Genomic DNA, 22867 nt, shown 5'->3' with positions numbered 1-22867 from the left:
TTCCTCAACAAAGCGTTTCCCACAGTTCTTCTGGCTCGGGGCTCAATCTACTCCCGGTTCCTTCACACACGACAGCTCGTGCATTGGTTCATGCCGGTTTCGTCCTCCCTTACAGCGGCGCGACCGCCCCCGGCTTTCACGGGGTTCTCTCCTTGCGGGCCACCCAGTAGGGCGCCAGCATGGGCTTTTCAGGGCACAGGAAACTTTAGGCCAAATGTAGGTAATGTAAAACCAGGACAGGTGCAACGTTCTCAAAAAAGGGCAAAATTTGCCTAAAAACGCCAAATTTTCTACAAATGTAAGTTTTTCATGTCGTTTTTTGCACTTTCCGCTTTAAAACAAGCACAAACTAACGCAAATAAACTATATTCGTCGTATTCATCGGGATCAAGGGATTTTTTATGAAAAAAGGCTTCACCCTCATCGAAATAATGGTGGTCATCGTCATCATGGGCGTGTTGGCGGCCGTTGGCGTACCAAAACTTTTCGCGATGATCGCCAAGGCAAAGGCTAGCGAAGCACCAACGGCAGCCGGAGTTTACATACATTTGCAAGAAGCGTACCAAGCCGACAAAACTGTCATTGGAAGTTGGAAGAACATTGGTTACGAAGCTCCTGGAACAAACGGTGTTTCGTCCTACTTTAAATACAAAAGCTGCGCAGACGAGGACATTGTATACGATGGAAATCAAAGTGCTGCTATTGGTTGGATTGCTACTAGCTTAAGTGGCCTCAATGACTGCGCGTTGGGCAGTTCATGGGCCGTTACCGTATCTATCTTGGCCGAACGGAGTCTTGTCTACGCTACAAACGTCAATTCCGACGAATGTACCAAACTGACTCACAACTGGACTGTCGCAAATATTGGAGACGAATGCGAAGGAAATTCAGGCAATACCCAACAGGCGAGCAACGACCCTGAGCCACAGCAGCAACAGCAACCAGAACAGCAACCAGATGAACAGACACAATCTTCACCTTCGCAAGACGTCGACTGCCAAGCCCTAAAAGATGCACACAATGCTGAGCATGGAAATAAAAATGGATGGGTCGATTACCCACGTTGCGGAACGAAAGTTCCACCCGGAGTAGCAAAGGACTTGCCCGGATGCTCTGGGAATGGCAACAAACTCCAGTGCGAATAGCTCCACAAACCCGCAGCACCAATGCGGGTTCTTTTTTTTGACTATATTGTTTCCGCAAAAAGAGACAATTAAATGATCCACGAAATACTCCCCCACAAGCTCTACAACGAATTCAAAATCTGTGGACCGAAATCTACGGATTTTGTTATCCGGTATGACGGAGCAAAAACCTTATTGAAGAAGGGTACCGCCTACACCATTCCCCGCGTAGGCGAACTACTAGAACTTGAAGGCAAGAGCCTCGAAAATTTTGAAGGTCATTACCTTTTCAGTATCGACGAGACGGCGTTTTTTTTGGATGATAGTGTTACCTGCGGTGACGCTCCCGAGGGTTACGAATACATGGTCAGCCGGACCTTCCGCAATATGAGTCCCGTAGAACGCCTGGGTGGAGCCACCGCCGCCCACCTCGCCCACTGGGAATCCCTGAATAGGTTCTGCGGCCGCTGCGGAAGTGAAATGGCCCGTGGCGAAAAAGAACGTTCCATGGTTTGCCCCAAATGCGGGAACGTCGTGTACCCGCGAATCTCGCCGGTGGTGATTGTGGCCGTGCACAACGGTGACAAGCTCCTGATGGCCCACAACATCGACAACCCGAACCCAAGACTCTTCTTGATTTCGGGATTCGTGGAAATCGGTGAGAGCCTGGAACAGGCGGTACACCGGGAGGTTCTAGAAGAGGCGGGCCTTCGTGTGAAAAACGTCCGCTATTTCGGGAGCCAGCCGTGGCCTTTCAGCGACTCGCTTATCGCAGGGTTCACCGCCGAACTGGATGGCGACGACACCATCCACATGCAAGAGGCGGAGCTTTCCGAAGCCATGTGGGTCCGGCGCGAAGACATTCCCGAATACGAGACCGACGTAAGCATCAGTTGCTGCCTCATCGAGAATTTCAGGCGTGGATTTACGATAAAAGAAAGCTAGATGGCGGATCAGGTCCGCCATGACGTACAAATCTGCGTCATTCCGGCCCACGAGCCGGAACCTAGATGGCGTGTCGTAGCACGCCATGACGTTTACACAACTTAAAGCACTAGCGGCACGGGCTTGTCGGCGCTAACCGTCTTCGGAGTCACCTTGCAGTCCACTACAAAAATTTCCACACCTGCGTCTCGGGCATCCCGCAGGGCTCCCGCGAACTCCGGATGGATTTTTTCGTCGGGTCCAAAGCGGTGGCAGCCCTTCATCTGGACCAGAAACAGCACGCCACATTCGTAAGGTGTTCCGTCGTCTGCAGACGTTCGGGTCCCAAGAATGCGGGCAAGTTCCCGCAGGTGCTTGACGCCCCGCTCCGTCGGAGCGTCTGGGAAAGAGGCAGAACCGTCGTATTCCAAAGTCACACCCTTCACTTCCAGGAACATCTTGTGGAGCCGCGCTTTCTGTGCCCTGGTCTTCCCCGCTCCCCGATATTCGATGTAAAAGTCGAAGCGGGAATTCCCGAAGGTGTATTCCGGCTTTAGAAAGGTAATCTCCGGAAAGCGTTCCCGGCTGGAACAAATCCATTCGGCGGCCACCTTGTTGGGAGCCTGACTGTCCATGTTCACCAGGATTTTCCCGCGGGGAGTGACCTTTTCCACCGTCACCAGGTCGTAGGGCGTCTTGCGTTCCGGATTTTTCGACTTTTCCAGAAAAACTTTTACGCCTGGCTGCAACAGTTCACGACAGCGTCCCGTGTTCTTCACGTGGACCACCGTCTTTTTGCCGTCTATTTTCACGTGGGCGATAAAGCGGTTCGGCCGCTCCAAGAACTCGCCCTGGACAATTTCACCATATTTCATCGGCATTTTTCCAATTTGACCAGAATATAAATAAAGAATTCGGCGAAAATTTTTAATTTTGAAGAAAACAAAAGGAGTACGACTTCAAATGGTCATTACCGTTTTTATCCTGTACCTGTTGATGATGCTCGGCATCGGTTTTTACTTTTCCAAGAAGGCCAACAGCCTGAACGCCTACTACCTGGGCAACCGTGGAATGAACAAGTGGGTGGTGGCCATGTCCGCCCAGGCCTCCGACATGAGCGGCTGGCTCCTGATGGGGCTCCCCGGTGCCGTGTTCGTGAGCGGGTTCTCCGAAGCCTGGATCGGTATCGGCCTTGTCATCGGCACTTATTTCAACTGGAAAATCGTAGGCAAGCGCCTCCGCAAGTACAGCCACTTCTGCGGCGATTCCATCACTCTCCCCGACTTTTTCTCTAACCGCTTCCGCGACAACAAGGGCATCATCCGCGTGATTGCCTCCATATTCATTCTCGCCTTCTTCCTGTTCTATACGGTATCGGGATTTGTGGCCAGCGCTAAACTGTTCGGCACCATCTTCGGCATGAACTACACCACGGGCCTGATTCTTGGGGCTGTAGTCGTGGTGAGCTACACCTTCATGGGCGGCTTCTTTGCCGTGTGCTGGACCGACTTTATCCAGGCCATGATGATGCTTGTGGCCGTGGTCGCCATCCCCCTGATTATCATGAGCGGCTCTGGCGGATTTGCCTCCACCATGGACGCGGTGAACGCCCAGAACCCCTACCTGATGAGCCTGTTCACCAACGCCACCACCGGCAAGTCCATCGGCCTTATCGCCCTGATTTCTAGCCTCGCGTGGGGCCTCGGCTACTTCGGCATGCCGCACATCCTGGTGCGCTTCATGAGCATCAAGAACGCCGAAGACATCAAGTTCTCCCGCCGCGTCGCCATGACCTGGGTCACCATCTGTCTCGGTGCCGCCATCATGATTGCCATTCTCGGTCGCTACTACGTGGAAGCGAACGGCATCAAGGTGGACGACCCGGAACGCATCTTCATGATCCTCTGCCAGGCGCTCTGCCACCCGGCCATTGCCGCCATCTTGATGGCCGCCATCCTTGCCGCCATCATGAGTACCGCCGACTCCCAGCTGCTTGTTTCCGCTTCTGCCTTCAGTAACGACCTCTACAAGCACCTGTTCCGCAAGAATGCAAGCAACAAGGAAGTCATGTGGGTGAGCCGTGGCGTGGTGGTGCTTATCACCGTTATCGCCGTCATCGTGGCCATGCAGGGCGCTCCCAGTGCCGACGGAGTGAAGCACGGCAAGAGTTTCCTGGACGTGGTCATGAGCCTGGTGAGCTTCGCCTGGGGTGGATTTGGCGCCACCTTCGGCCCGATTATGCTCCTCGCCCTCTTCTGGAAACGTACCACCCTCCCCGCAGCCATCGCCGGCATGCTGGTGGGCGGCATCACCACCTTCGTGTGGAAGTTCTACCTTTCCAGCTTCCCTGCCGAAATCTTCCAGATTTACGAACTGGTGCCCGGCTTCGTCTTGAGCTTTGTGACCATCGTGGTGGTGAGCCTCTTGACCAAGGCCCCCAGCAAGGAAATTCAGGACGAGTTCGACCAGGTGGAACACACCCGCCTCAGCACACTGAAACTTTAACCATTCGCCCGCATATTACGGAGAAAAAATGTCCCTACTAGAATCATTACCTAAATCCAACAAAGACGGAATCCTCTACGAGGCCGACACCGTCCACAATATCTTGCCGCAGAAGGCGCCCTTCGCCTTCGTTGACGAAATCCTCAGCCTCGACGTCGAGAACATGGAAATCGTAGGCAAGTGGCACCTGACCGGCGAAGAAGGATTTCTGAAGGGGCATTTCCCCGGAAACCCCGTGCTCCCCGGCGTCATCCAGATTGAATCTATGGCCCAGGCGGCAACGCTCTTGACCATGATCGGCCGCGAAGCGGAAACCACGGGCAAGCGTCCCGCCTTTATGGGCGTAGAAAACTGCCGATTCCGTGCACCGGTAATCCCCCCTGCCGAAATCGTTTTGAAGGCCAAGCTGGTCATGGCCCGCCACGGCATTTTCAAGTACAGCGGCGAGCTCTATACCGTTGATGCCGAAGGAAAGGAAACCCTCTGCACCAAGGCGGATTTCAGCGCCGCCATGGTCTAGCAGGACTTTCTAAAAAATCTCAAAAAGATTCCGCCCGGAGCCTTTAAATCTGGGCGGATTTTTATATATTTGGTTCGCTCGCCCCCATCGTCTAGTGGCCCAGGACTCGGGATTCTCATTCCCGCAACAGCGGTTCGAGTCCGCTTGGGGGTATAAAAAAACCGATGCATCACAAAGGTGTGTCGGTTTTCTTTTTTCCGAAAAAAAGCGGCACAAAGAAAAAGCCACCCGCATCTGCAGGTGGCAAAATTTGTTCGGGCTTAACAACGCTGTACAACTAGTCCTTGTAGAACAGGTCCAGATTGTTCACCACAGGCGTTGCCTTTTCCAAGTCACCCACATACTGGCTGAAGGCCGTCATAGAAGTGAAGCGGGCGGCATTGTCCTTGTCGTCCTTGATGGCGGTTTCGAGAGCGGCCTGGTCCACAGCCTTCTTGGACTTGACCTTAATCATCACGGCACCGTTGTCGGTTTCCACCACAGGGCCCCATTCGCCTTCTTTCTGGTTCTTGAGCACCTTGGCCACATTCGGGTTGGCATAGCCGAAGCCCGGAATAAATCCTTCCACAGAAGCGCTCTTGGATTCAATCTTTACCTTTTCGATTTCGGCAGGAGCATTGGCTGCCGTAGAGTCGGCGGCAGAATCAGCCGGAGCCCAGGCCTTCACCTTGTCGGCCATGGAGGTCAGGTAAGCGGCTGCAGCGGCAGCGCTCTTCTTCTTGAGCAGGTTCTTCTTGATTGCGTCATAGTAAACGCTCACGTCACGTTCGCCGGCCTTGAGTTCCTTGGCCTTGGTGGCCACCACAACCCACTGGTTGTTCTTGAGAACCGGAGAGACATCGCCCACGTCTTCAGAAAGGTTTTCGTTGGGCCAGGCAAAGGAAGTCAGTCCCTTCAGGTAGCCGAGGGCGGCAATGTTGTCGCCGGGGCCAACCCATTCGGAGCGTTCCACCGTAAGGTTACGATCCTTGGCGGCATCGGCAAAGGACTTGCCGGCGGCCATATCGGTCTTGATTCCGGAGAGAACGTTTTCAAGGCTATCTACAGTTTCGGAAGAAGCGTTCACCACCAAGAGGATATGGCCCACCTTGGCGGAAACTGCGCCGGTAGAGTCAGTAGTCTTGCCGTAGCTCTTGATGATGTGGTAGCCGAAGCGGGTCTTGACCGGTTCAGAAATAGCGCCGGAATCCAGAGCCAGGGCGGCCTTCTCGAATTCCTCGACAAAGGCGCCGTGACCGGCTTCTTGGGAGAGCATGCCGCCGTTTTCGGCGCTGCCCGGATCTTCGGAAGAAATGCGGGCCATGTCTTCGAAGTTGGCAGTAGAAGAGGTATCGGAAAGCTGGTAGTAAAGCGTCATGGCGTATTCGCGGATGCGTTCGTCATCGGCGTCGGTAGCGGCCACCGGGAGCTTCACGTAGTCAAAGAGGACCTCGTCCTTTTCTACAAAGAAGCTATCTACATGGGCGTTGAAATAGCCCTTGACCATAGCGCTGTCGATAGTGGCTTCTTCTACGGCAAAGTCGTTTGCATTGACGTATGCCACGTCCATGTCGTAATCCGTCATGCGGCGGTCCACGTTCCACTTGGATTCAAGAGAGGTGGGGTGCACCGAAGCCCCGACCAGCACCTGCAGTTGACGGGAAGGAATGGTGGCGTTCTTCAGGTCTTCTTCGAACTGGAGCATCACGCCCCACTGGAAAGCCTGGGGAGTCTCGAGCCAGGCGTCGAATTCGGCCTTGTTGAAGTTGGTGTCCACCAGGAACTTGGGAAGAGAGGCGATGTAGGCCTGGGAGCGCTGCATCAGGTCTTCTTGGGAGGTAGCCTGCTGCTGGATAGCGTACAGACGGCTCTGGGCCTCTTGCACCAGACGGGCGCGGATGGCATCGGGATTGTTCTTGAATTCGCTCTTGAGTTCGACCACAGAAGCACGCAGTTCGGCGTCTTCGTAGATGCCTTCCATCATGACCTGGCGCACAAAGGAGCGGAACACTTCGGAACGGAGCTGGGCATACTGTTCGTCTTCGAGATGTTGGCCCTGGTACTGGTTCTGCACGATTCTCTTGATGCGGGTGTCGAATTCACCATAGGAGACCTTGTGGTCATTCACGATAGCTACCGGATAGCTCTGGTTCGTGTTGGGCACGCGGTCCATGGCCAGAAGGCCCACGACAATACCGGCAGCAAAAATGACAATGACCCACTTGGCCTTTTCATTAATCCACGTTAACATAGAGATGACTCCATAAATAATTTTGACGGGCGAAAATTTAGCAAAAAAACACGGGTTTCTGTTAAAAACAGTACAAATATAGCCGTATAGCCCCAAAATTGCTATCTATTGTCTATCCCCCAAAATCGGGGACGTTTCGTCATGGAGTTCAGATGTACGACATTCTAGTACTTGGAGCAGGGATTTCGGGCCTTTCCGCCGCCCTGCATGCCGCCGAAAAGGGCCTTTCCGTAGTCATCCTCACCAAGGGAGCAAAGCCCGACGGTTCCTCCAACTACGCCCAGGGGGGCATCGCCACCGTCACCGAAAAGACGGACAAGTTCGAATTCCATATCGCGGATACCCTGGAAGCGGGTGCCGGTCTCTGCAAAAAAGAACCCGTGAACATCCTCACCAAGAGCGGGCCTGCCACCATCAAACAGCTGGTGAAATGGGGCGTGCTCTTTACCCCGAACCCCACGGACAAGACCCAGTTCGACCTGCACCTGGAGGGTGGCCATAGCCACCACCGCATATTGCATGCCGCAGACCTTACCGGCAAGGAGATTATGCGGGCCCTTTTGGCAGAGCTCCACAAGCAGAAGAACATCGACTATCTGGAAAACTGCTACATCAAGGACTTGATTTGCAAGGGCACAGGCAAGGCCAAGCAGTGCATCGGTGCCGAAATCATCCACCAGAAGACCGGCGAAATTGAAAAAATCTACGCCAAGGCCACCATCCTCTCTACAGGTGGCGCCGGCCGCATCTGGCAGTACACCGTCTGCCCGCCGGACAGCTGCGGCGACGGCATGGCCATTGCCGCCCGTGCAGGAGCCGCCCTGCAAGACATTGAGTTCATGCAGTTCCACCCCACAAGCCTTTATGCGCCCAGCCTAAAGAAGCCGTTCCTGATTTCAGAAGCGGTCCGAGGGTTCGGCGGGATCCTGAAGAACGACAAGGGCGAAGAGTTCATGAACCAGGTGCACCCGCTCCATTCTCTCGCGCCCCGCGACATCGTGGCCCGGGCCATCCACAGCGAGATGCAGCGCCTGGGCAAGCCCCACATGTACATCGACCTGAGCGGTCGCACGCCCAAGGACATCAAGAGCCATTTCCCGAACATCTACGCCAAGTGCCTGGAAGCAGGCATCGACATCACCAAGGAATGGATTCCCGTGGTGCCCGCGGCACATTACATGTGCGGAGGCGTACTGGTGGACACCTGGTCCCGTACCGAAATCAAGGGCCTGTACGCCTGCGGCGAAGTCGCCGCCACGGGCGTCCACGGGGCAAACCGCCTCGCCTCCAACTCCCTGCTGGAAAGCGTGGTCTTTGCGCTCCGGGCCGTCGATGACATCCAGAAGAGCGGTCTTCTGAAAAGCAAGCTGACCGTTCCGCCCAAGGGCAAAAAACAGTTCATCAGTTTCGCGAAGGCTCCCTACTGGAAAAAGCGCCGCAAGATTCTGCAAGACATGATGTGGACCCACTGCGGAATCGTCCGCACGGTAGCTGGTCTGAACCAGGGGCTGAAAGTCATCGAAGAACTGGAAGCCGACCTGCAAGCCGCCATCAAGAACAAGGAAACGGAGAACATCCATTTCTTGGAATTCCAGAACGCCCTGCAGGTGTCGAAGATGATCCTTATCGCGGCGCTCCGCAGGCACGAATCCCGCGGGCTGCACTACATTCTGGACTACCCGAACCCGAGCCCCAAAACCAAGCACCAAAGCATTTACCTGAGCGACAAGAAGTGAGTGGTGAGTTTTTATAGTCGCGCCTTTGGTGCCAAATTTTGTACTGAAGACTGAGAACTGAATACTGATAATTCGTTACTTATTTTACATATTCTCATAAACTTATATTATCTTTAGGACCATGGCCGAAGCGAAGACTAAACTCCCCAAGAAAATCGGTGGCTACACGCCCACACAAATGCTGGGACACGGAGCCATGGGAAACGTGTGGCTCTGCCACGACCCGTCTCTCGACCGCATGGTGGTGGTCAAGCAGATGCGCCAGGTCCTGTTGAACCAGGACGATTTCATTTTGCGTTTCGAGCGGGAAGCGAAAATTCTCGCCCACCTGAACCACCCAGCCATCATCCAGCCTTACGCCCTCTGGAAGGAGAGCGACGGCCAGCTTTCACTATCGATGGAGTTCGTAGAGGGCAAGAGCCTCCGGGAACTTTTGGACTGCTGCAAGCAACCCCCTCTCTGGGTGGTACTTTCCATCTTGTACGAGATTCTCACAGCCTTAAGCGAGGTGCACCGCTACGGCATTGTCCACAGGGACCTGAAGCCCGCGAACCTGATGATCGACAAGGACGGTCGCATCCGCCTGTTGGACTTTGGCGTCGCCCACGCCGAAAAAGAAAACGAAGACGACCTGACGCTCACGGTTGCAGGTTCCCAAATCGGAACCGGCGCCTACATGAGTCCGGAACAGACCCTGAACGAAGACGCCACTCCCCTTTCGGACCTGTTCAGCATGGGTATCATCGGGGCCGAAATGCTCCTGGGCGAAAACGTTTTCCGCGGAGAGAACCTCTCCAAGACATTCAAGCGCATCCAAAAGCTCCGCATCAAGGCGGAAGCTTTCCCCAAGGGGACTCCCAAGGCACTGATAAAAGTCATCCTCAAGCTTTTGGCCAAGAACCCTTCAAAGCGCTACCTCTCTGCCGCAGACGCCGCAGACGACTTGTCCAAAATCATGAAGGGCTACCCCAGGCACATGGAGCCGTACCTGGCCGAATGGGTCCTTGCCACCCTCAACAGCAAGGAATCCCTGGTAGAGCCGCAAATCGTCCCCGACAGGTCTAAGAAATTCTTTATTGCAGGGGCCATCTTAGGAGCAGTAGTAGTGGCAACCCTCTGGATACTTGTTCATTTCCTATAAGTCGAGATTTATAAATGGTCTGGATTGATATTGTCTGCTGTGTCATCATCGCGATATTCGCCCTGCTTGGGCTGTGGCATGGTCTTCTGAAGAGCATCTTTAAACTGGTTGCCTGGGTAGCAGGCCTGCTGGGAGCCTATTTTGCCACGGATGTCATCGGGAATTTTATCGCCACAAACTTGGAAATTGACGGACTGACCGTAAAAATCATCTGCGTCTGCGTCGGATTCCTGGTTCCCTTCTTGCTTTTCTCGTTCATCGGGCATTTTCTGCACAACATCGTCAAGGATTCCGCCATCAGCGGCGTGAACAGACTTCTCGGTGCAGGGCTCGGCGTTGTAAAAGCCCTAATACTCTGTTTCCTGTTCCTGACCATCATCCACCTGATTCCCGCCTCGGGCGGACTCAGGGACGCCCGCAACAACGCCCTTTCGTACAGTGCCTATAGGTGGAGCCTAGAGACTATGGGAATCTCCTCTGAAGAGGTAGATATCATCGACATGGCCGAAAAGAAAGCCACCGAAATGGCGGACTCCGCCGTAGATGCCGCCAAGGAAGCCGCCGAAAAAGAAGCAGAAAAGGCTGTCGAGAACGCGAAAAAGGCGGCAAAAGAAGCCGCCATCAAAACCGTGGAAAAAGCCACTACCGATACTACAAAAAAATAAATCCCGCCTAGGCCAGATGGTCGTTAGACGTAGGCACGAGACTCAAGGGGCCATCATTATATTCGCTGGCATCAAGCAACGAAGCCTGCGGATCCATCTCCACCACAGTCAATTCCGGCGCGAGATACTCTTTCTTTTTCATTTCCATCTTTTCTCCATTAAGGGACCGGAGATCCCTGAATCACGCCGATTACATCCGGCAATTCTTTTTCTTCATCATCCGACAAAAGATTTCGATTAGGCAGACCCAAATATACAAATTTTATTGTCGGGACTTGGTACGGCTTTTTCATACGGTCCTACTTTACGATAACCCTCTTACCGTTGCGGTAGTAGGTTCCCTGAACCTTGGGCTGTCCGTTCAGCTTACGGCCTTGCAGGTCGTACCAGCTATCCATGTGGAACTCGCCTGTCTTGGTATCCAAGACACCCCGTTCCACAATGTTGCCTTGTTCATCCTGGACAACCACGTTGATCTCATCCGGGAGTACCGTTCCGAAACCAGAACCGACAGCAGACTTGGTGGCAGAGGAGCCATTCAATTCACCCCTGTACACCAGGTAGGCTCTCATCGGATTTACATAGGCGCTGCCTCCAACCTTTACAAACTGACCTACCGTAATTTTATCCACGGCCTTACCGGCAAACCCGTAGGCACGACCTAACAAATCATCCCGTTCGCCGAACACAATCTTCTCGTATGCAGGCACAAAGTACCAATCGCTAGTACCGATTTGCTTTTCGCCATCTACGGTCTTCTTGAGGGTAACAGGTCCATCAAAAGTCAGCGTAGACTGATCGGCAAGCATCACATAGGGTTCGTAGGCATACAGCTGCGAAGACTTTTCGCCAAGAGTAATCGTCTTGAAATCGCCCGATATGGAAGACAGAACATTAAACTTGCCACCATGAGTATTTGCGACCGCAATATCAAAGGGCAGCACAATGGTTGAACGGTTACCCACCGGGAATTCCCTTTCAAAGATCACCGTATCTACTTCGATATCTTTAGGGATGCTTGTATAAAGAGAAGAATTGCCATCAATGACAGCTTCCTTACGGCCGGTATCGTTTTCATAGGTGTAAACAGTTACAGCACCATAAGATGTTGCCTTTACCCAGTGAGGATAGAGAATCAAATCCTCATGATTGCTGTAGGTATCACCAAAGTTATATGCAAGAGGTCCATTGGGCGTCTTGCTCCAGCCCTTATGGACATACCCATCACGTTCAAGAGCAAACGCCTCACCCTTCAGGGTTAAGCCCGTACCCACAGGCACCTTATCGGCCACAATCGTTGCCGACACTTCGTTACCCGAAAGATATTCGACCGTATAGAACTGCTGAATCCACCCAGCATACAAAGTTATGTCGCCCGTAACGGTATTCGTCGCTATTCCAGTAGCCGGTTGTGTAAAGCCGGCATCATAGAACCACCCTTCAAAGGCGTAGCCAGAACGTGTAGGCTCGGCAAAGATAATGGTGTCAGATTCAACGGTGAACGAGTCTGGATTGGCGACATTATTCGTACCACTATTCATCACATAGTTAATCGCGTATTTCTCAAGATCCCATTCAGCATACAGAGTAAGATTACTATCTAACGAACTAGCAAAATCATACTTACTTCCTTCTGTACAATTTTCATTAGTGCACCAGTCAACGATCTTGTATCCCGGATCTGTGAAAATATCTCGCACATCCGGTTCTTCAACCGCATCGCCCTGATTTACCTTCTTGACAAACCGGACATAAGTCTTTCCATGTAGGGTCGCATCAAATGTCACAGAATATGTTTCCGCTCTGGTCCAAACAGGGTACAAAGCAGTATCCTGAACGACATCGATATTGGCCAAATGCAGGGTGTCGGAGGATGTAGGATCTTGATTCACTTCCAACCATTTCGCTTCAAAAGCCCATCCCGTAAAGTAATACTTTATGGAATCACCTTCGCTTTCAGGGTCGGGAATCTTATAAGAACTAGGAACGGTAAAGCCTTCTACCGCAACGACTCCATGCTTAGGAACCTGAATCGTAAAGGGATCAGAATTTGTATTGAAGGTAACCGTATAAATGTCGTACCAAACGGCATAAATAGTCGTATTTGCACTGGCAACACCTAGGGTGGTCGGTTCTTTAGCACCTGTCGTTGTGGCCCAGCCAGCGAATTTTTTATTGGCAAGCGTTGGCACAGTAATTTCATCAGCCGTAATCGTAGCGCCGTTGGCAACGATCTTGAAGATCTTTGCTCCAGAGGCAAAAGTTCCACCGTTGGCATTGAAAGAAACCTTGTAGCCGTCGGAACCGTTCATAGAAATACCGGTCACACCTTCTGACCAGACATTTCTCGTAGTATCACCAGAACAGATTTGAGTAGCACTATTCCATGAGCCCCCATTCAATCCGCACACGACTTCTTCTGAATTGAGTTCATCATCGTCTTTTTGGGAGGTAGGAATAGTAACACCGGCTTTGGGCTTACCTGTACCCGGATAATCACCGGTATAATACAAGTTGTTTGCATTCACAGTAGCATTTTCATGGTATCCAACGATTCCACCAGCAGTTCCTCCTGTACTGATAAGGGTATCACCTTCAAAAACACAAGAGGATAGGTTCACAGTCCCCCCCTTTCTTAGCGCACCAACAACACCACCCACATGGGTGTCTGTTCCACTTGCAGATATGGACACATCACTTACACAATCGGTGATAGTCGCACTCCACACATTTCCGACCAAGCCACCGACTCGATTCGATCCCCCACTTGTGGTAATACTCCCTTCAACAACACAATTTTCAATTTTTCCTTTTTCCATCCACCCCACGAGGGTACCCACAGAGATAGGATTGTCCTTACCCTGAGTTCCGTCCTCTCCAGCAGAGCTCGAAGCATAAATTTCGGAAACTTCCAAAACAAGGTTCTTAATGGTTCCACCGCTAAGAATAGCAACAAGACCAATGTTTTGCGCATAAATTGGGGCACCATTTACTTCCGATTTTGCAATTTCAGAACCCTTGATATACAAGCCCTTAATGGTATGTCCTTGACCATCCAAAGTCCCTGTAAATTTCACATTAGTTCCATTTACTTTTTCACCTTTTCCTGCTGCAATAGGGATGAAAAGTTTTCCTCCAAGATCTATATCAGTGGTCAATTTAAATTTATTAGAAACCAACGACCCATTTGTAGTTTTGCAAGAAACCCACGCCAGTTTTTCCGGCGTATCAATTTCATAGTAGCCGTCGCTACCCTTGGTGGCTTCCTGTGTCAAAAAATCGCCCCAACCCGTGCCAGTCGCACAGTCAAGAGCAGCAAACCCCTGGCTTGCCAAGACCAGGCCAGCGATTAGAACAAATTTGTTCGAAAATGACCATTTTTTCATATTTTCTACACCTTGTTTTTTTTTCTTTACATAGTACAATTTAGAATATTTTACTTTGTCAGTCAAGAGTAAATCGCACAAAATACTTACGAAAATATTACAACAAGAAAAACATGTGACGGTAGTCACCTCGGTAAACCTATAAAATGGGTGGGAAATTGCCCGTACGGGGGTGAGGATGGGAGATCCCCGCCTTCGCGGGGATGACAAAGGGGGGGGGTGATAGTGTATCCCCGCCGGAGCCTGCCCTGAGCAAGGCCGAATGGGCGGGGATGACAGAGGGAGGGGTTTTAGGGGGTGGCCCCCTAGGAGAGGGGGTAGCGGAAGCCGCAAGGAGATCCCCGCCTGCGCGGGGATGACCTAAGTAAGGCGGGCTGACAAAGCGGCTGGAGCGACCTTTGTACACTTAGCACTTTAGCGCTTAGTGTACATGGCCACCTTTAGGTGGTGCGGGAGGCCTCCCCCTTTGGCAAATTTTGCTACATTTTCGCGCGAAAAATTTTATCCAAGGATAAACTCATGAAACGTACTCATAACTGCGGCCAGCTGCGCAAGGCAGATGTTGGCCAGACCGTAACACTCGCCGGTTGGGTGGACCGCCGCCGCGACCATGGTGGTGTGATTTTTGTGGACCTCCGCGACAAGTATGGCAAGACCCAGATCGTCTTCAACCCGGACTACAATGCCGACGTGATGAAGACCGCCGAACAGCTCCGCAACGAATACGTGATTACGGTGACCGGCAAGGTCTACGCCCGCGAAGAGGGCAACGCCAACGAGAAGCTCGCCACGGGCGAAATCGAAGTCAAGATTGACTCCATCGAAATCCTGAACGCGGCCCTCACCTCCCCGCTCGCCATCAACGACCCTAACGAAGAGTGCAAGGAAAACGACGACCTGCGCCTGCAGTACCGTTACCTGGACCTCCGCCGTCCGTGGATCCAGAAGAAGCTCCTCCTCAAGAGCCGCTTCCTCAAGGCCGTGTACGACTTCTTCTACGCTAACGGTTTCGAAAACATCGAGACTCCGGTGCTCTGCAAGTCCACTCCGGAAGGCGCCCGCGACTACCTGGTGCCGAGCCGTGTGAACCCGGGCAAGTTCTACGCCCTGCCCCAGTCTCCGCAGCAGTACAAGCAGCTCTTGATGATTGCCGGCATGGACCGCTACTTCCAGATTGCCAAGTGCTTCCGCGACGAAGACCTCCGCGCAGACCGTCAGCCTGAATTTACGCAGATTGACGTCGAGATGTCCTTCGTGGACCAGGACGACGTGATGGCCATGTTCGACAAGTTCGTGACCGAAGTTCTCGGTAAGGTTTGGAACTTCGAACCGCCGCGTCACATCCGCCGCATGAAGTGGCACGAAGCCATGCTCAAGTACGGGAGCGACAAGCCGGACCTCCGCTTCGACCTCGAAATCCACGACGTGTCTGAAATCGGCGCCAAGTCCGAATTCGGCGTGTTCAAGAACTGCGTTGCCGCCGGTGGCAAGATCCGCGGTATCGCCGCCAAGGGCTGCGTGGACTTCACCCGCAAGCAGATTGACGAACTCACCGCCTACGTGGGCAAGTACGGTTCCAAGGGACTCGTGTGGATGCGTGTCAAGGAAAATGACGAAGTGGAAACCCAGGTCGGCAAGTTCTTTACGACTGAGCAGTTAAACGAACTGCGCGACGCCGTCGGTGCCAAGTGCGGCGACATGATGTTCTTCATCGCAGGCCCCGAAAAGGTTGCTGCAACCGCCATGGGTCAGCTCCGCCTGGAAGTCGCCCGCATCAAGGGCCTCCGCGATCCGAAGAAGCGCGAATTTGTGTGGATTACCGAATTCCCGATGTTCGAATACAGCGACACCGAAGGCCGCTACATGGCCATGCACCACCCGTTCACCAACCCGCTTCCGGAACACCTGGACATGATGCTGGGTGGCAACCTCAAGGATTGCAACGCCGAAGCCTACGACCTTGTTCTGAACGGCGTGGAAATCGGTGGCGGCTCTATCCGTATTCACAACCCGGAAGTCCAGGAGAAGGTGTTCCGCCTGCTGGGTCTCTCCGAAGAACAGGTGAAGGAAAAGTTCGGCTTCTTCGTCGACGCCTTCAAGTACGGCGCTCCTCCGCATGGTGGCTTGGCCTTCGGCTTGGATCGCGTTGTCGCTACCATGGAAGGTGAAGAATCTATCCGTGACTTCATCGCGTTCCCGAAGAACACCAGCGCTTCTAGCCCGATGGACCAGTGCCCCAGCGAAGTGGACCTCCAGCAGCTGCAGGATATTCATATTTCCGTGCAGATGCCTAAGGGTGCCGACAAGAAGTAATCGTGGATTGCCACGTCGCAACGCTCCTCGCAATGACGTAGCATGTCATGCTCGCGAAGGCGAGCATCTACCCTTTCAAAGTAGTCCGGTTCAACCGGACTATTTTTTGCTAAATTGCAGCGCGAATTCAACCCTAACCTATGGAGATGTTTATGAAACTTAGTACTCGTGCTATTGCCGAAGCTATCGGCACCTTCTGGCTTGTGTTTGGCGGCTGCGGTGCGGCCGTGCTCGCTTGCGGCGTCCCGACCACCGGTATCGGCTACGTGGGCGTGTCCCTCGCGTTTGGCCTTACGGTGCTCACCATGGCATACGCCATCGGCCACATTTCGGGTTGCCACCTGAACCCGGCCGTCACACTCGGTCAGGTTGCCGGCGGCCGCTTCCCCGCTAAGGAAGCTCCGGCCTACATCGTGGCACAGGTCATTGGCGGTATCATTGCCGCAGCGCTCCTCTACGTAATCGCCTGCCCCGACCTTGCCAACGCAGGCATCGGCGCATTTGCTACCAACGGCTGGTCCGATTCCCTCACCAACGGCCTGAACGCCTTCGGCGGCAAGACCTCCGGCATGCTTTCTGCATTCCTCATTGAAACCGTGCTCACGGCCATCTTCCTGTTCGTAATCATGGGCGCCACCGACGGCCGCGCTCCCGCTGGCTTTGCCCCCATTGCCATCGGCCTCTGCCTCACGCTCATCCACCTCATCTCCATCCCGGTAACCAACACCTCCGTGAATCCGGCCCGCTCTACCGCCATGGCCGTGTTCGTGGGCGGCGCCGCCATCAAGCAGCTCTGGCTCTTCTGGGTGGCCCCGATTCTCGGTGGCGTAATTGGCGGCGTGTGCTACAAGTTCCTCGCCGAAGCTAAGAAATAAGCCCTTGCAAAAACAACGTTTACGCAAGTCGTAATGACTATACGAAAACGGCCCCGCAACTTGCGGGGCTTTTTTATGAGGGTGTGAACTGTGTGACGCCTGGCAGGCCGAAACATGCAGGCGGACGCCGGTCTGAAAAATGCAGGCTACTTAATGTCGTACTTTTCCTTGATGGCGATACGTTCCTCTTCGGAGAGACTTTTCAGGTACGAGCGCCAGCCGGGGCAGAAGTTGATGTGGAACCGCCAGAACCGCCCGATGAGGGACTTGGGATTCTTGTCGTACTGGGCACGGATTTTGCAATTTGCACAGGCCATAGGGGTCCTCCGTTTTATTACAAGATAACATTTTAAAAACAAAGCAGGGCGTTGCTAAAAACAAAGCAGGGCGTTGCGGGGCGGCGTTTGAGCCCCGCAGAGGGGGTGTGCGGAAGACCCGGCGTGGGCGGGGCTGAAGCCAGGGGGATTCCTCCCCCACTATAAAAAAGAGAACTGCCGTTAAGCAGTCCTCTTTGGGAAAAGGAGATCCCCGCCTTCGCGAGGATGACATTCTTGTCAAGCCGGGGATGACAATGCGGATAATTACTTCACCTTGAGGGCGCCGCGTTCCAGCTTGATCGTGAAGTTCGTGATGTCGCAAACTTCGCTGGGACCCCAGTACTGGATCGGACCCGGATAGGTGTAGGATTCAGTCTTGGCCCAAACGTCGCGGTTCTTGGCGAAGAACTTGAACGGAGCGCCGTCGAGTTCCACGAGAGCCTTCTGGATCACCGGCTTGTCGGCACCGTGACGACGTTCGATGTTCATCATCATGGTGATAGGAATGCCACCGGCAGTCCACTTTTCGATGCCCTTCGTGAGGTCACGCACAGAGCTCATGTAGCCGTTCATCTTGTTGAAGGCGAGCACAGAGGCGGTGAAGCCGAGGCTGTAGCAGTAGTCAGCGTCGAAGTTGGACGGAGCGGCGCAGCGGCCTTCGTAACCGAAGAAGTGGTTGAGAGCGCTGAACTTGCCCTTGAAGGACTTCCGGCTCTTGAGTTCCTTCTTGACCATCTCGATGATGAGCTTTTCGGTTTCGATGAGGGAAACCTGCACGTTGCCGTGGCTGTCGCGGTCGAGCATCAGCTGGCCCTGAGTGGTGGCGGGGAGGCTCTTGAGGACTTCGGCGGAAGCCTTGGAAATCCACTTGCAGACCTTTTCCACCTTGGCGGCAGTGTCGAGACCTTCCACTTCCTTTTCGTGATGAGCGAGGGCTTCGGAGAGTTCGGAAATGAGCACGCCTACATCGGGGATGAATTCCAGGAGGCCTTCCGGAATGAGGGCCACACCGAAGTTCTTGCCGGCAGCGGCACGGGCAGCGACGATGTCGGCCACGTACTTGATGACCTGCTTCAGCTTCATCTTCTTGGCCTTGACTTCTTCAGAAATCAGGCAGATGTTCGGGTGGGTCTGGAGAGCGGCTTCGAGAGCAATGTGAGAAGCGCTGCGGCCCATGAGCTTGATGAAGTGCCAGTACTTCTGAGCGGAGTTGGCATCGCGCATGATGTTGCCGATGAGTTCGGAGTAGGTCTTGACGGCGGTGTCGAAACCGAAGGAGGTTTCGATGTATTCGTTCTTGAGGTCGCCGTCGATGGTTTTGGGGCAGCCGCAAACCACGCAGCTTGCGCCGTGGGCCTGGAAGTATTCACCGAGAACAGCAGCGTTCGTGTTGGAGTCGTCACCACCGATGATCACGATAGCGTCGAGCTTCTGGGCCTTGGCAACGGCCATGCACTTCTTGAACTGTTCTTCAGTTTCGAGCTTGGTACGGCCGGACTGGATGATGTCGAATCCACCAGTGTTGCGGTAGGAGTCCATGATCTTTTCGTTGATCACGATGAACTTGCCGTTTTCGAGGCCGGAGGGGCCGCCGAGGAAGCCGAGGAGCTTGGAATTCTTGCTGATGCTCTTGATACCGTCGAAGATACCCGCGATCACGTTGTGTCCACCAGGAGCCTGACCACCGGAGAGCACCACGCCCACGTTGAGAGCCTTACCGGCAGCAGCCTTGGTAGCCTTCTTCATGCCGATGTAGGGAGCGCCGTAGGTGTTGGGGAACAGGGCCTTGATCTTGGCCTGGTCACGGACGGACTGGGTGGGCTTGCCCTTCACGAGAGCAACTTTGAGAGCGCCATTGCGGAGCGCTACGGGGAGTTTCGGCTTGTAGGCCTTGCGGGCCTGGCCGAGGACGGACAGATTGTCAGCCATTGTTTCTTCCTTTTGAATTTTCGCGCAGTCAGTAAACCGCGCGGTTTCGGGTTAAAAAATTTACGGGTGTAAATATAGCAAAAGCAAAAAAGAATCGTAAGGAGATCCCCGCCTGCGCGGGGATGACAAAGAGGGGCGCGGGGATGACAATACCGCCTACCCTTGGGAGGTTTCGGCGAACTTGAGGTTCTCGTAGTTCTTCATCGCGAGGTTCAGGCGGTACTCGTTGGGGAACAGACAAACCAGGTTACGTTCCTTGTCCATCATGCAGTCCATGGCGTATTCCTCGGCGAACTTGGCCATGTCGGCTTCGGGGCCAGACACCCAGCGGATTCCGTGGGCGGGCACGCGGTCCAGGGACACGTCGGCGCCGTATTCGCTCTGCAGGCGGAACTTGAGCACGTCGAACTGCAACTCCCCCACCACGCCAATCACAGGAATTGCGGACTTGAGCGGTTCGTAGAGCTGGGTTGCACCTTCTTCACTGAGTTCGGCAAGGCCCTTGGCCATCTGCTTGCTCTTAAGCGGATTCAAAAGCGTCACTCGGGCAAAGTGTTCCGGAGCAAAATCCGGAATGCCCGTGAAACTCATTTTCTCGCCGTCGGTCAGCGTATCGCCGATGCGGAAAAGCCCCGGGTCATTGATGCCCACGATATCGCCCGCCCAGGCGTGGTCGATGACTTCCTTGTCCTTGGCGAGGAAGGCGGTCGGAGCGGCCAGGCGGATTTCGCGGCCCGTGCGCACATGGAAAACTTTCTCCCCGCGGGTAAAACTGCCGGAGCAGATGCGCAGGAATGCGGTACGGTCGCGGTGCTTGGGGTCCATGTTGGCCTGAATCTTGAAGACGAAGGCGCTGAAAGCATCTTCGTCGGGGCTCACCGGGCGCTTGTCGGTCTCGCGCACCATGGGGGGCGGGGCCAGTTTGGCGAAAGCGTTCAAAAGTTGACGGACACCGAAGTTGTTCACCGCAGAGCCGAAGAACACGGGGCACATCTCCCCCTTCAGGAACTTCTCGTGGTCGAAGGGGTCCATGCCGCCGGTGACCATCTCGTATTCTTCCTTGAACTGGTTCACCCAGTTTTCGCCGCACATTTCCACCAGGCGCGGGTCGTCGGGACCTTCCATCTGGATGATTTCCTGATGGCCTTCTTCCTTGTTGAAAGTGTGAAAGGTATTCTCGGCGATGGAATACACGCCCTTGAACAGCTTTCCTACTCCGATGGGGAGCGTAAAGGGGGCGGTCTTGATGTGCAAAACACTTTCAATTTGGTCCAGCAGGTCCAGCACATGGCGGCCATCCAGGTCCATCTTGTTGATGAAGGTGATAATCGGGGTGTGACGCATGCGGCACACGTCCATGAGCTTGATGGTCTGCTTTTCCACACCGTTCACGCTGTCGATAAGCACCAGGGCGGCATCCACGGCGGTCAATGCGCGGTAGGTGTCTTCGCAGAAGTCCTGGTGCCCCGGGGTATCCACCAGGTTGAACATGCAACCTTCGAAGGGGAAATTCAGAACGGAACTGGAAACCGAGATACCGCGCTGCTGTTCGATCTTCATCCAGTCACTGACGGTGTAGCTGCGGTTTGCCTTGGCGCGCACATGGCCCGCCTCGCGGATTACGTTTCCGTACCACAGGAACTTTTCGGTGATGGTGGTCTTACCCGCGTCGGGGTGGCTGACAATAGCGAAAGTGCGGCGTTTTTCAATTTCCGGATTCATGGCGCCAAATATAACAAAATGACGAAGAAAGCAACATACTGTTACCACGTCATAGCGGCCCACGAGCCGCTATCTAGCATTCTAGATGGCGGGTCAAGCCCGCCATGACGATTGGGTTGCCCGCCATGACGATTGAGCCCCCCCCAAGACAATCATCACCTATGATGATACGGATGGTTCTGCATTACCATCTGCACGCGGTAGAGCTGTTCCGCCATAATCACCCGTGCATGGTCGTGGGTAAAGGTCAGGGGCGAAAGGGAAAGCAGCAAATCGGCGGACTTTTTCAGGTTCTCGTCAATACCATAAGCGGAACCAATCAAGAATACGATATTGCCCGAAAAACGGTCACGCAAGGTGTCGGAGAGCTTCACCGTATCCATGAGTTTGCCCTCTTCTGAAAGGATAACGCGGCGGTATTCCGATTTCGGGAATTTCTTGTCAAAAAGTGTCGCTTCCTGCGCCAGGGACTGGGCGCGGTCATCGAGCTTGGATTCCTTCAGTTCCACCACCTCCAGCGGGTACACTCCCCCACGGAGCCGCTTCACGTACTTGTCCACCTCGTCGGCGATAAACGGCGAGCCGGCCTTACCAAAAACTGCGAGAACCCATTTCATAATCAAAGGTGTGTAGTGTGAGATGTGAAATGTAAAATTCGACAGCTCATTACACATTAGTCACTACACATTCCACATCGTTATCTTCCTACGCTCAGGCGGTCGATGAGGAAATTGGGCATTCCCGCCTTGCGCATACGCTCCTGGGTGATAAAGACATCGTATTCCACGCGGATAATGCGGATGCACTTGGTCTCCGTATCCAACAGGCACCAGCTGGCGCGGCAGTCCCGGTCACGAGGCTGGCCTACGCTGCCCACATTCACCAAAAGCCGTTCCGTATTCTCGATGGTGTATTCGTATTCGTCCAGCACCTTGGGAATGGCCATGGGGCGGCTCGCCACAATCACAGGGCTGTGGGTATGGCCGATAAAGCAATAAGTTCCAGAAAAATGGTCAAAAGCGTTCAGGGCGTCTTCCAAGTCGGTAATGTAGAGCCAATCCGCAGGGGACATGGGCGACGCATGCACAAAGGTAATGTCGTTTTCTTCGTGAATGTAGGGCAACGAACGGATGTAGGCCACCGATTCGGCATTCATGTTCTCTTGCATCCATTCCACGGCCTGCTTGGCGTAAGGGTTAAATCCCATGCTGGACTCGTACTTGATAGCCACGCTGTCGTGGTTTCCTATCAGGCACACATCCATGTTTTCCTTGGCGAGCTGTACACATTCGTTGGCGTCGACGCCGTAACCCACAAGGTCGCCCAGGCAGATTCTGCGCTCCACCTTGTTTTCTTTCATGGATTCCAGCACGGCACGAAAAGCCGTAGCATTGGAATGAATATCAGAACAAATACCGTAAAGCATGGGTGTAATAGTAGTAAAATAGTTGTGAGTTGTGAGTTGTGGGTTGTGAGTTGT

General features: G+C 53.7%; 18 protein-coding genes, 1 tRNA gene and 1 riboswitch. Of the genes, 10 read left to right on the top strand and 9 right to left on the bottom strand.

Features of this window, described 5'->3' with window-relative positions:
- Window positions 1-2 precede the first annotated feature (2 nt).
- Window positions 3-200: riboswitch (cobalamin riboswitch) on the bottom strand.
- A 201-nt stretch (window positions 201-401) separates the two neighbouring features.
- Window positions 402-1145 (top strand): type II secretion system protein, encoded by a 744-nt coding sequence (locus tag IKB43_04620; GenBank protein MBR2469422.1) that lies wholly within the window; start codon window positions 402-404, stop codon window positions 1143-1145.
- A 72-nt stretch (window positions 1146-1217) separates the two neighbouring features.
- Entirely contained in the window at window positions 1218-2069 is an 852-nt protein-coding gene (nudC, locus tag IKB43_04615) for an NAD(+) diphosphatase (GenBank protein MBR2469421.1), read from the top strand.
- 101 nt (window positions 2070-2170) lie between these two features.
- Here the strand turns inward: nudC and sfsA are convergent, their stop codons facing one another.
- The gene (sfsA, locus tag IKB43_04610) at window positions 2171-2929 is read right to left on the bottom strand and encodes a DNA/RNA nuclease SfsA (protein ID MBR2469420.1); all 759 of its coding nucleotides are present in this window, start codon (window positions 2927-2929) and stop codon (window positions 2171-2173) included.
- A gap of 82 nt (window positions 2930-3011) precedes the next feature.
- Here sfsA and putP point away from each other — a divergent pair, with 82 nt between their 5' ends.
- The 3 genes from putP (at window position 3012) to IKB43_04595 (ending at window position 5226) form a co-directional block, all read left to right on the top strand.
- A complete protein-coding gene (gene putP, locus IKB43_04605; protein ID MBR2469419.1) occupies window positions 3012-4553 on the top strand; it encodes a sodium/proline symporter PutP in 1542 nt (513 codons plus the stop codon).
- 70 nt (window positions 4554-4623) lie between these two features.
- Window positions 4624-5073, top strand: a complete 450-nt coding sequence (locus IKB43_04600; GenBank protein MBR2469418.1) for a beta-hydroxyacyl-ACP dehydratase — start codon at window positions 4624-4626, stop codon at window positions 5071-5073.
- Between the two features lie 80 nt (window positions 5074-5153).
- A tRNA-Glu gene (locus IKB43_04595) sits at window positions 5154-5226 on the top strand.
- Between the two features lie 124 nt (window positions 5227-5350).
- Here the strand turns inward: IKB43_04595 and IKB43_04590 are convergent.
- Window positions 5351-7303: a peptidylprolyl isomerase gene (locus IKB43_04590; protein MBR2469417.1), complete on the bottom strand. Its 1953-nt coding sequence runs from the start codon at window positions 7301-7303 to the stop codon at window positions 5351-5353.
- Between the two features lie 152 nt (window positions 7304-7455).
- Between IKB43_04590 and nadB the strand changes: the two genes are divergently transcribed.
- The 3 genes from nadB (at window position 7456) to IKB43_04575 (ending at window position 10845) form a co-directional block, all read left to right on the top strand.
- Window positions 7456-9039 (top strand): L-aspartate oxidase, encoded by a 1584-nt coding sequence (nadB, locus tag IKB43_04585; protein ID MBR2469416.1) that lies wholly within the window; start codon window positions 7456-7458, stop codon window positions 9037-9039.
- A 121-nt stretch (window positions 9040-9160) separates the two neighbouring features.
- On the top strand, window positions 9161-10180 hold the full coding sequence (locus IKB43_04580; GenBank protein MBR2469415.1) for a serine/threonine protein kinase: 1020 nt from the start codon (window positions 9161-9163) through the stop codon (window positions 10178-10180).
- A gap of 14 nt (window positions 10181-10194) precedes the next feature.
- Window positions 10195-10845 (top strand): CvpA family protein, encoded by a 651-nt coding sequence (locus tag IKB43_04575; GenBank protein MBR2469414.1) that lies wholly within the window; start codon window positions 10195-10197, stop codon window positions 10843-10845.
- A 7-nt stretch (window positions 10846-10852) separates the two neighbouring features.
- On the opposite strand, the gene IKB43_04570 is transcribed toward IKB43_04575, so the two are convergent.
- Window positions 10853-10993, bottom strand: coding sequence for a hypothetical protein (locus IKB43_04570; GenBank protein ID MBR2469413.1), 141 nt, complete (start codon window positions 10991-10993; stop codon window positions 10853-10855).
- Window positions 10994-11144: 151 nt separating this feature from the next.
- Window positions 11145-14297, bottom strand: a complete 3153-nt coding sequence (locus IKB43_04565; GenBank protein ID MBR2469412.1) for an InlB B-repeat-containing protein — start codon at window positions 14295-14297, stop codon at window positions 11145-11147.
- Window positions 14298-14750: 453 nt separating this feature from the next.
- Here IKB43_04565 and aspS point away from each other — a divergent pair, with 453 nt between their 5' ends.
- Both aspS and aqpZ read left to right on the top strand, forming a co-directional pair.
- Window positions 14751-16544, top strand: a complete 1794-nt coding sequence (gene aspS / locus IKB43_04560; protein ID MBR2469411.1) for an aspartate--tRNA ligase — start codon at window positions 14751-14753, stop codon at window positions 16542-16544.
- A gap of 152 nt (window positions 16545-16696) precedes the next feature.
- Entirely contained in the window at window positions 16697-17419 is a 723-nt protein-coding gene (gene aqpZ / locus IKB43_04555) for an aquaporin Z (GenBank protein ID MBR2469410.1), read from the top strand.
- A gap of 146 nt (window positions 17420-17565) precedes the next feature.
- Here aqpZ and IKB43_04550 read toward each other — a convergent pair whose 3' ends face one another.
- The 5 genes from IKB43_04550 to IKB43_04530 all read right to left on the bottom strand — a co-directional run bounded on the left by IKB43_04550 (window position 17566) and on the right by IKB43_04530 (window position 22813).
- Window positions 17566-17736 (bottom strand): hypothetical protein, encoded by a 171-nt coding sequence (locus tag IKB43_04550; GenBank protein ID MBR2469409.1) that lies wholly within the window; start codon window positions 17734-17736, stop codon window positions 17566-17568.
- Window positions 17737-18000: 264 nt separating this feature from the next.
- Entirely contained in the window at window positions 18001-19665 is a 1665-nt protein-coding gene (locus IKB43_04545; GenBank protein ID MBR2469408.1) for a diphosphate--fructose-6-phosphate 1-phosphotransferase, read from the bottom strand.
- A gap of 156 nt (window positions 19666-19821) precedes the next feature.
- Window positions 19822-21387, bottom strand: a complete 1566-nt coding sequence (locus IKB43_04540) for a peptide chain release factor 3 (protein MBR2469407.1) — start codon at window positions 21385-21387, stop codon at window positions 19822-19824.
- Window positions 21388-21542: 155 nt separating this feature from the next.
- Complete coding sequence (locus tag IKB43_04535; GenBank protein MBR2469406.1) at window positions 21543-22004, bottom strand: 23S rRNA (pseudouridine(1915)-N(3))-methyltransferase RlmH; 462 nt, start codon at window positions 22002-22004, stop codon at window positions 21543-21545.
- Between the two features lie 80 nt (window positions 22005-22084).
- Window positions 22085-22813: a metallophosphoesterase family protein gene (locus tag IKB43_04530; protein ID MBR2469405.1), complete on the bottom strand. Its 729-nt coding sequence runs from the start codon at window positions 22811-22813 to the stop codon at window positions 22085-22087.
- Window positions 22814-22867: the final 54 nt, after the last annotated feature.

The organism is Fibrobacter sp., from assembly GCA_017503015.1.
Classification (GTDB): Bacteria; Fibrobacterota; Fibrobacteria; order Fibrobacterales; family Fibrobacteraceae; genus Fibrobacter.
Note: the sequence above shows the minus strand (reverse complement) of the source record. Positions and strands in the feature narration are given on the sequence as shown.

Coding starts and splice junctions, on each gene's coding strand:
- IKB43_04620 (MBR2469422.1), top strand. CDS start 402: ATGAAAAAAGGCTTCACCCTCATCGAAATAATGGTGGTCATCGTCATC.
- nudC (MBR2469421.1), top strand. CDS start 1,218: ATGATCCACGAAATACTCCCCCACAAGCTCTACAACGAATTCAAAATC.
- sfsA (MBR2469420.1), bottom strand. CDS start 2,929: ATGCCGATGAAATATGGTGAAATTGTCCAGGGCGAGTTCTTGGAGCGG.
- putP (MBR2469419.1), top strand. CDS start 3,012: ATGGTCATTACCGTTTTTATCCTGTACCTGTTGATGATGCTCGGCATC.
- IKB43_04590 (MBR2469417.1), bottom strand. CDS start 7,303: ATGTTAACGTGGATTAATGAAAAGGCCAAGTGGGTCATTGTCATTTTT.
- nadB (MBR2469416.1), top strand. CDS start 7,456: ATGTACGACATTCTAGTACTTGGAGCAGGGATTTCGGGCCTTTCCGCC.
- IKB43_04580 (MBR2469415.1), top strand. CDS start 9,161: ATGGCCGAAGCGAAGACTAAACTCCCCAAGAAAATCGGTGGCTACACG.
- IKB43_04575 (MBR2469414.1), top strand. CDS start 10,195: ATGGTCTGGATTGATATTGTCTGCTGTGTCATCATCGCGATATTCGCC.
- IKB43_04570 (MBR2469413.1), bottom strand. CDS start 10,993: ATGGAAATGAAAAAGAAAGAGTATCTCGCGCCGGAATTGACTGTGGTG.
- aspS (MBR2469411.1), top strand. CDS start 14,751: ATGAAACGTACTCATAACTGCGGCCAGCTGCGCAAGGCAGATGTTGGC.
- aqpZ (MBR2469410.1), top strand. CDS start 16,697: ATGAAACTTAGTACTCGTGCTATTGCCGAAGCTATCGGCACCTTCTGG.
- IKB43_04550 (MBR2469409.1), bottom strand. CDS start 17,736: ATGGCCTGTGCAAATTGCAAAATCCGTGCCCAGTACGACAAGAATCCC.
- IKB43_04545 (MBR2469408.1), bottom strand. CDS start 19,665: ATGGCTGACAATCTGTCCGTCCTCGGCCAGGCCCGCAAGGCCTACAAG.
- IKB43_04540 (MBR2469407.1), bottom strand. CDS start 21,387: ATGAATCCGGAAATTGAAAAACGCCGCACTTTCGCTATTGTCAGCCAC.
- IKB43_04535 (MBR2469406.1), bottom strand. CDS start 22,004: ATGAAATGGGTTCTCGCAGTTTTTGGTAAGGCCGGCTCGCCGTTTATC.
- IKB43_04530 (MBR2469405.1), bottom strand. CDS start 22,813: ATGCTTTACGGTATTTGTTCTGATATTCATTCCAATGCTACGGCTTTT.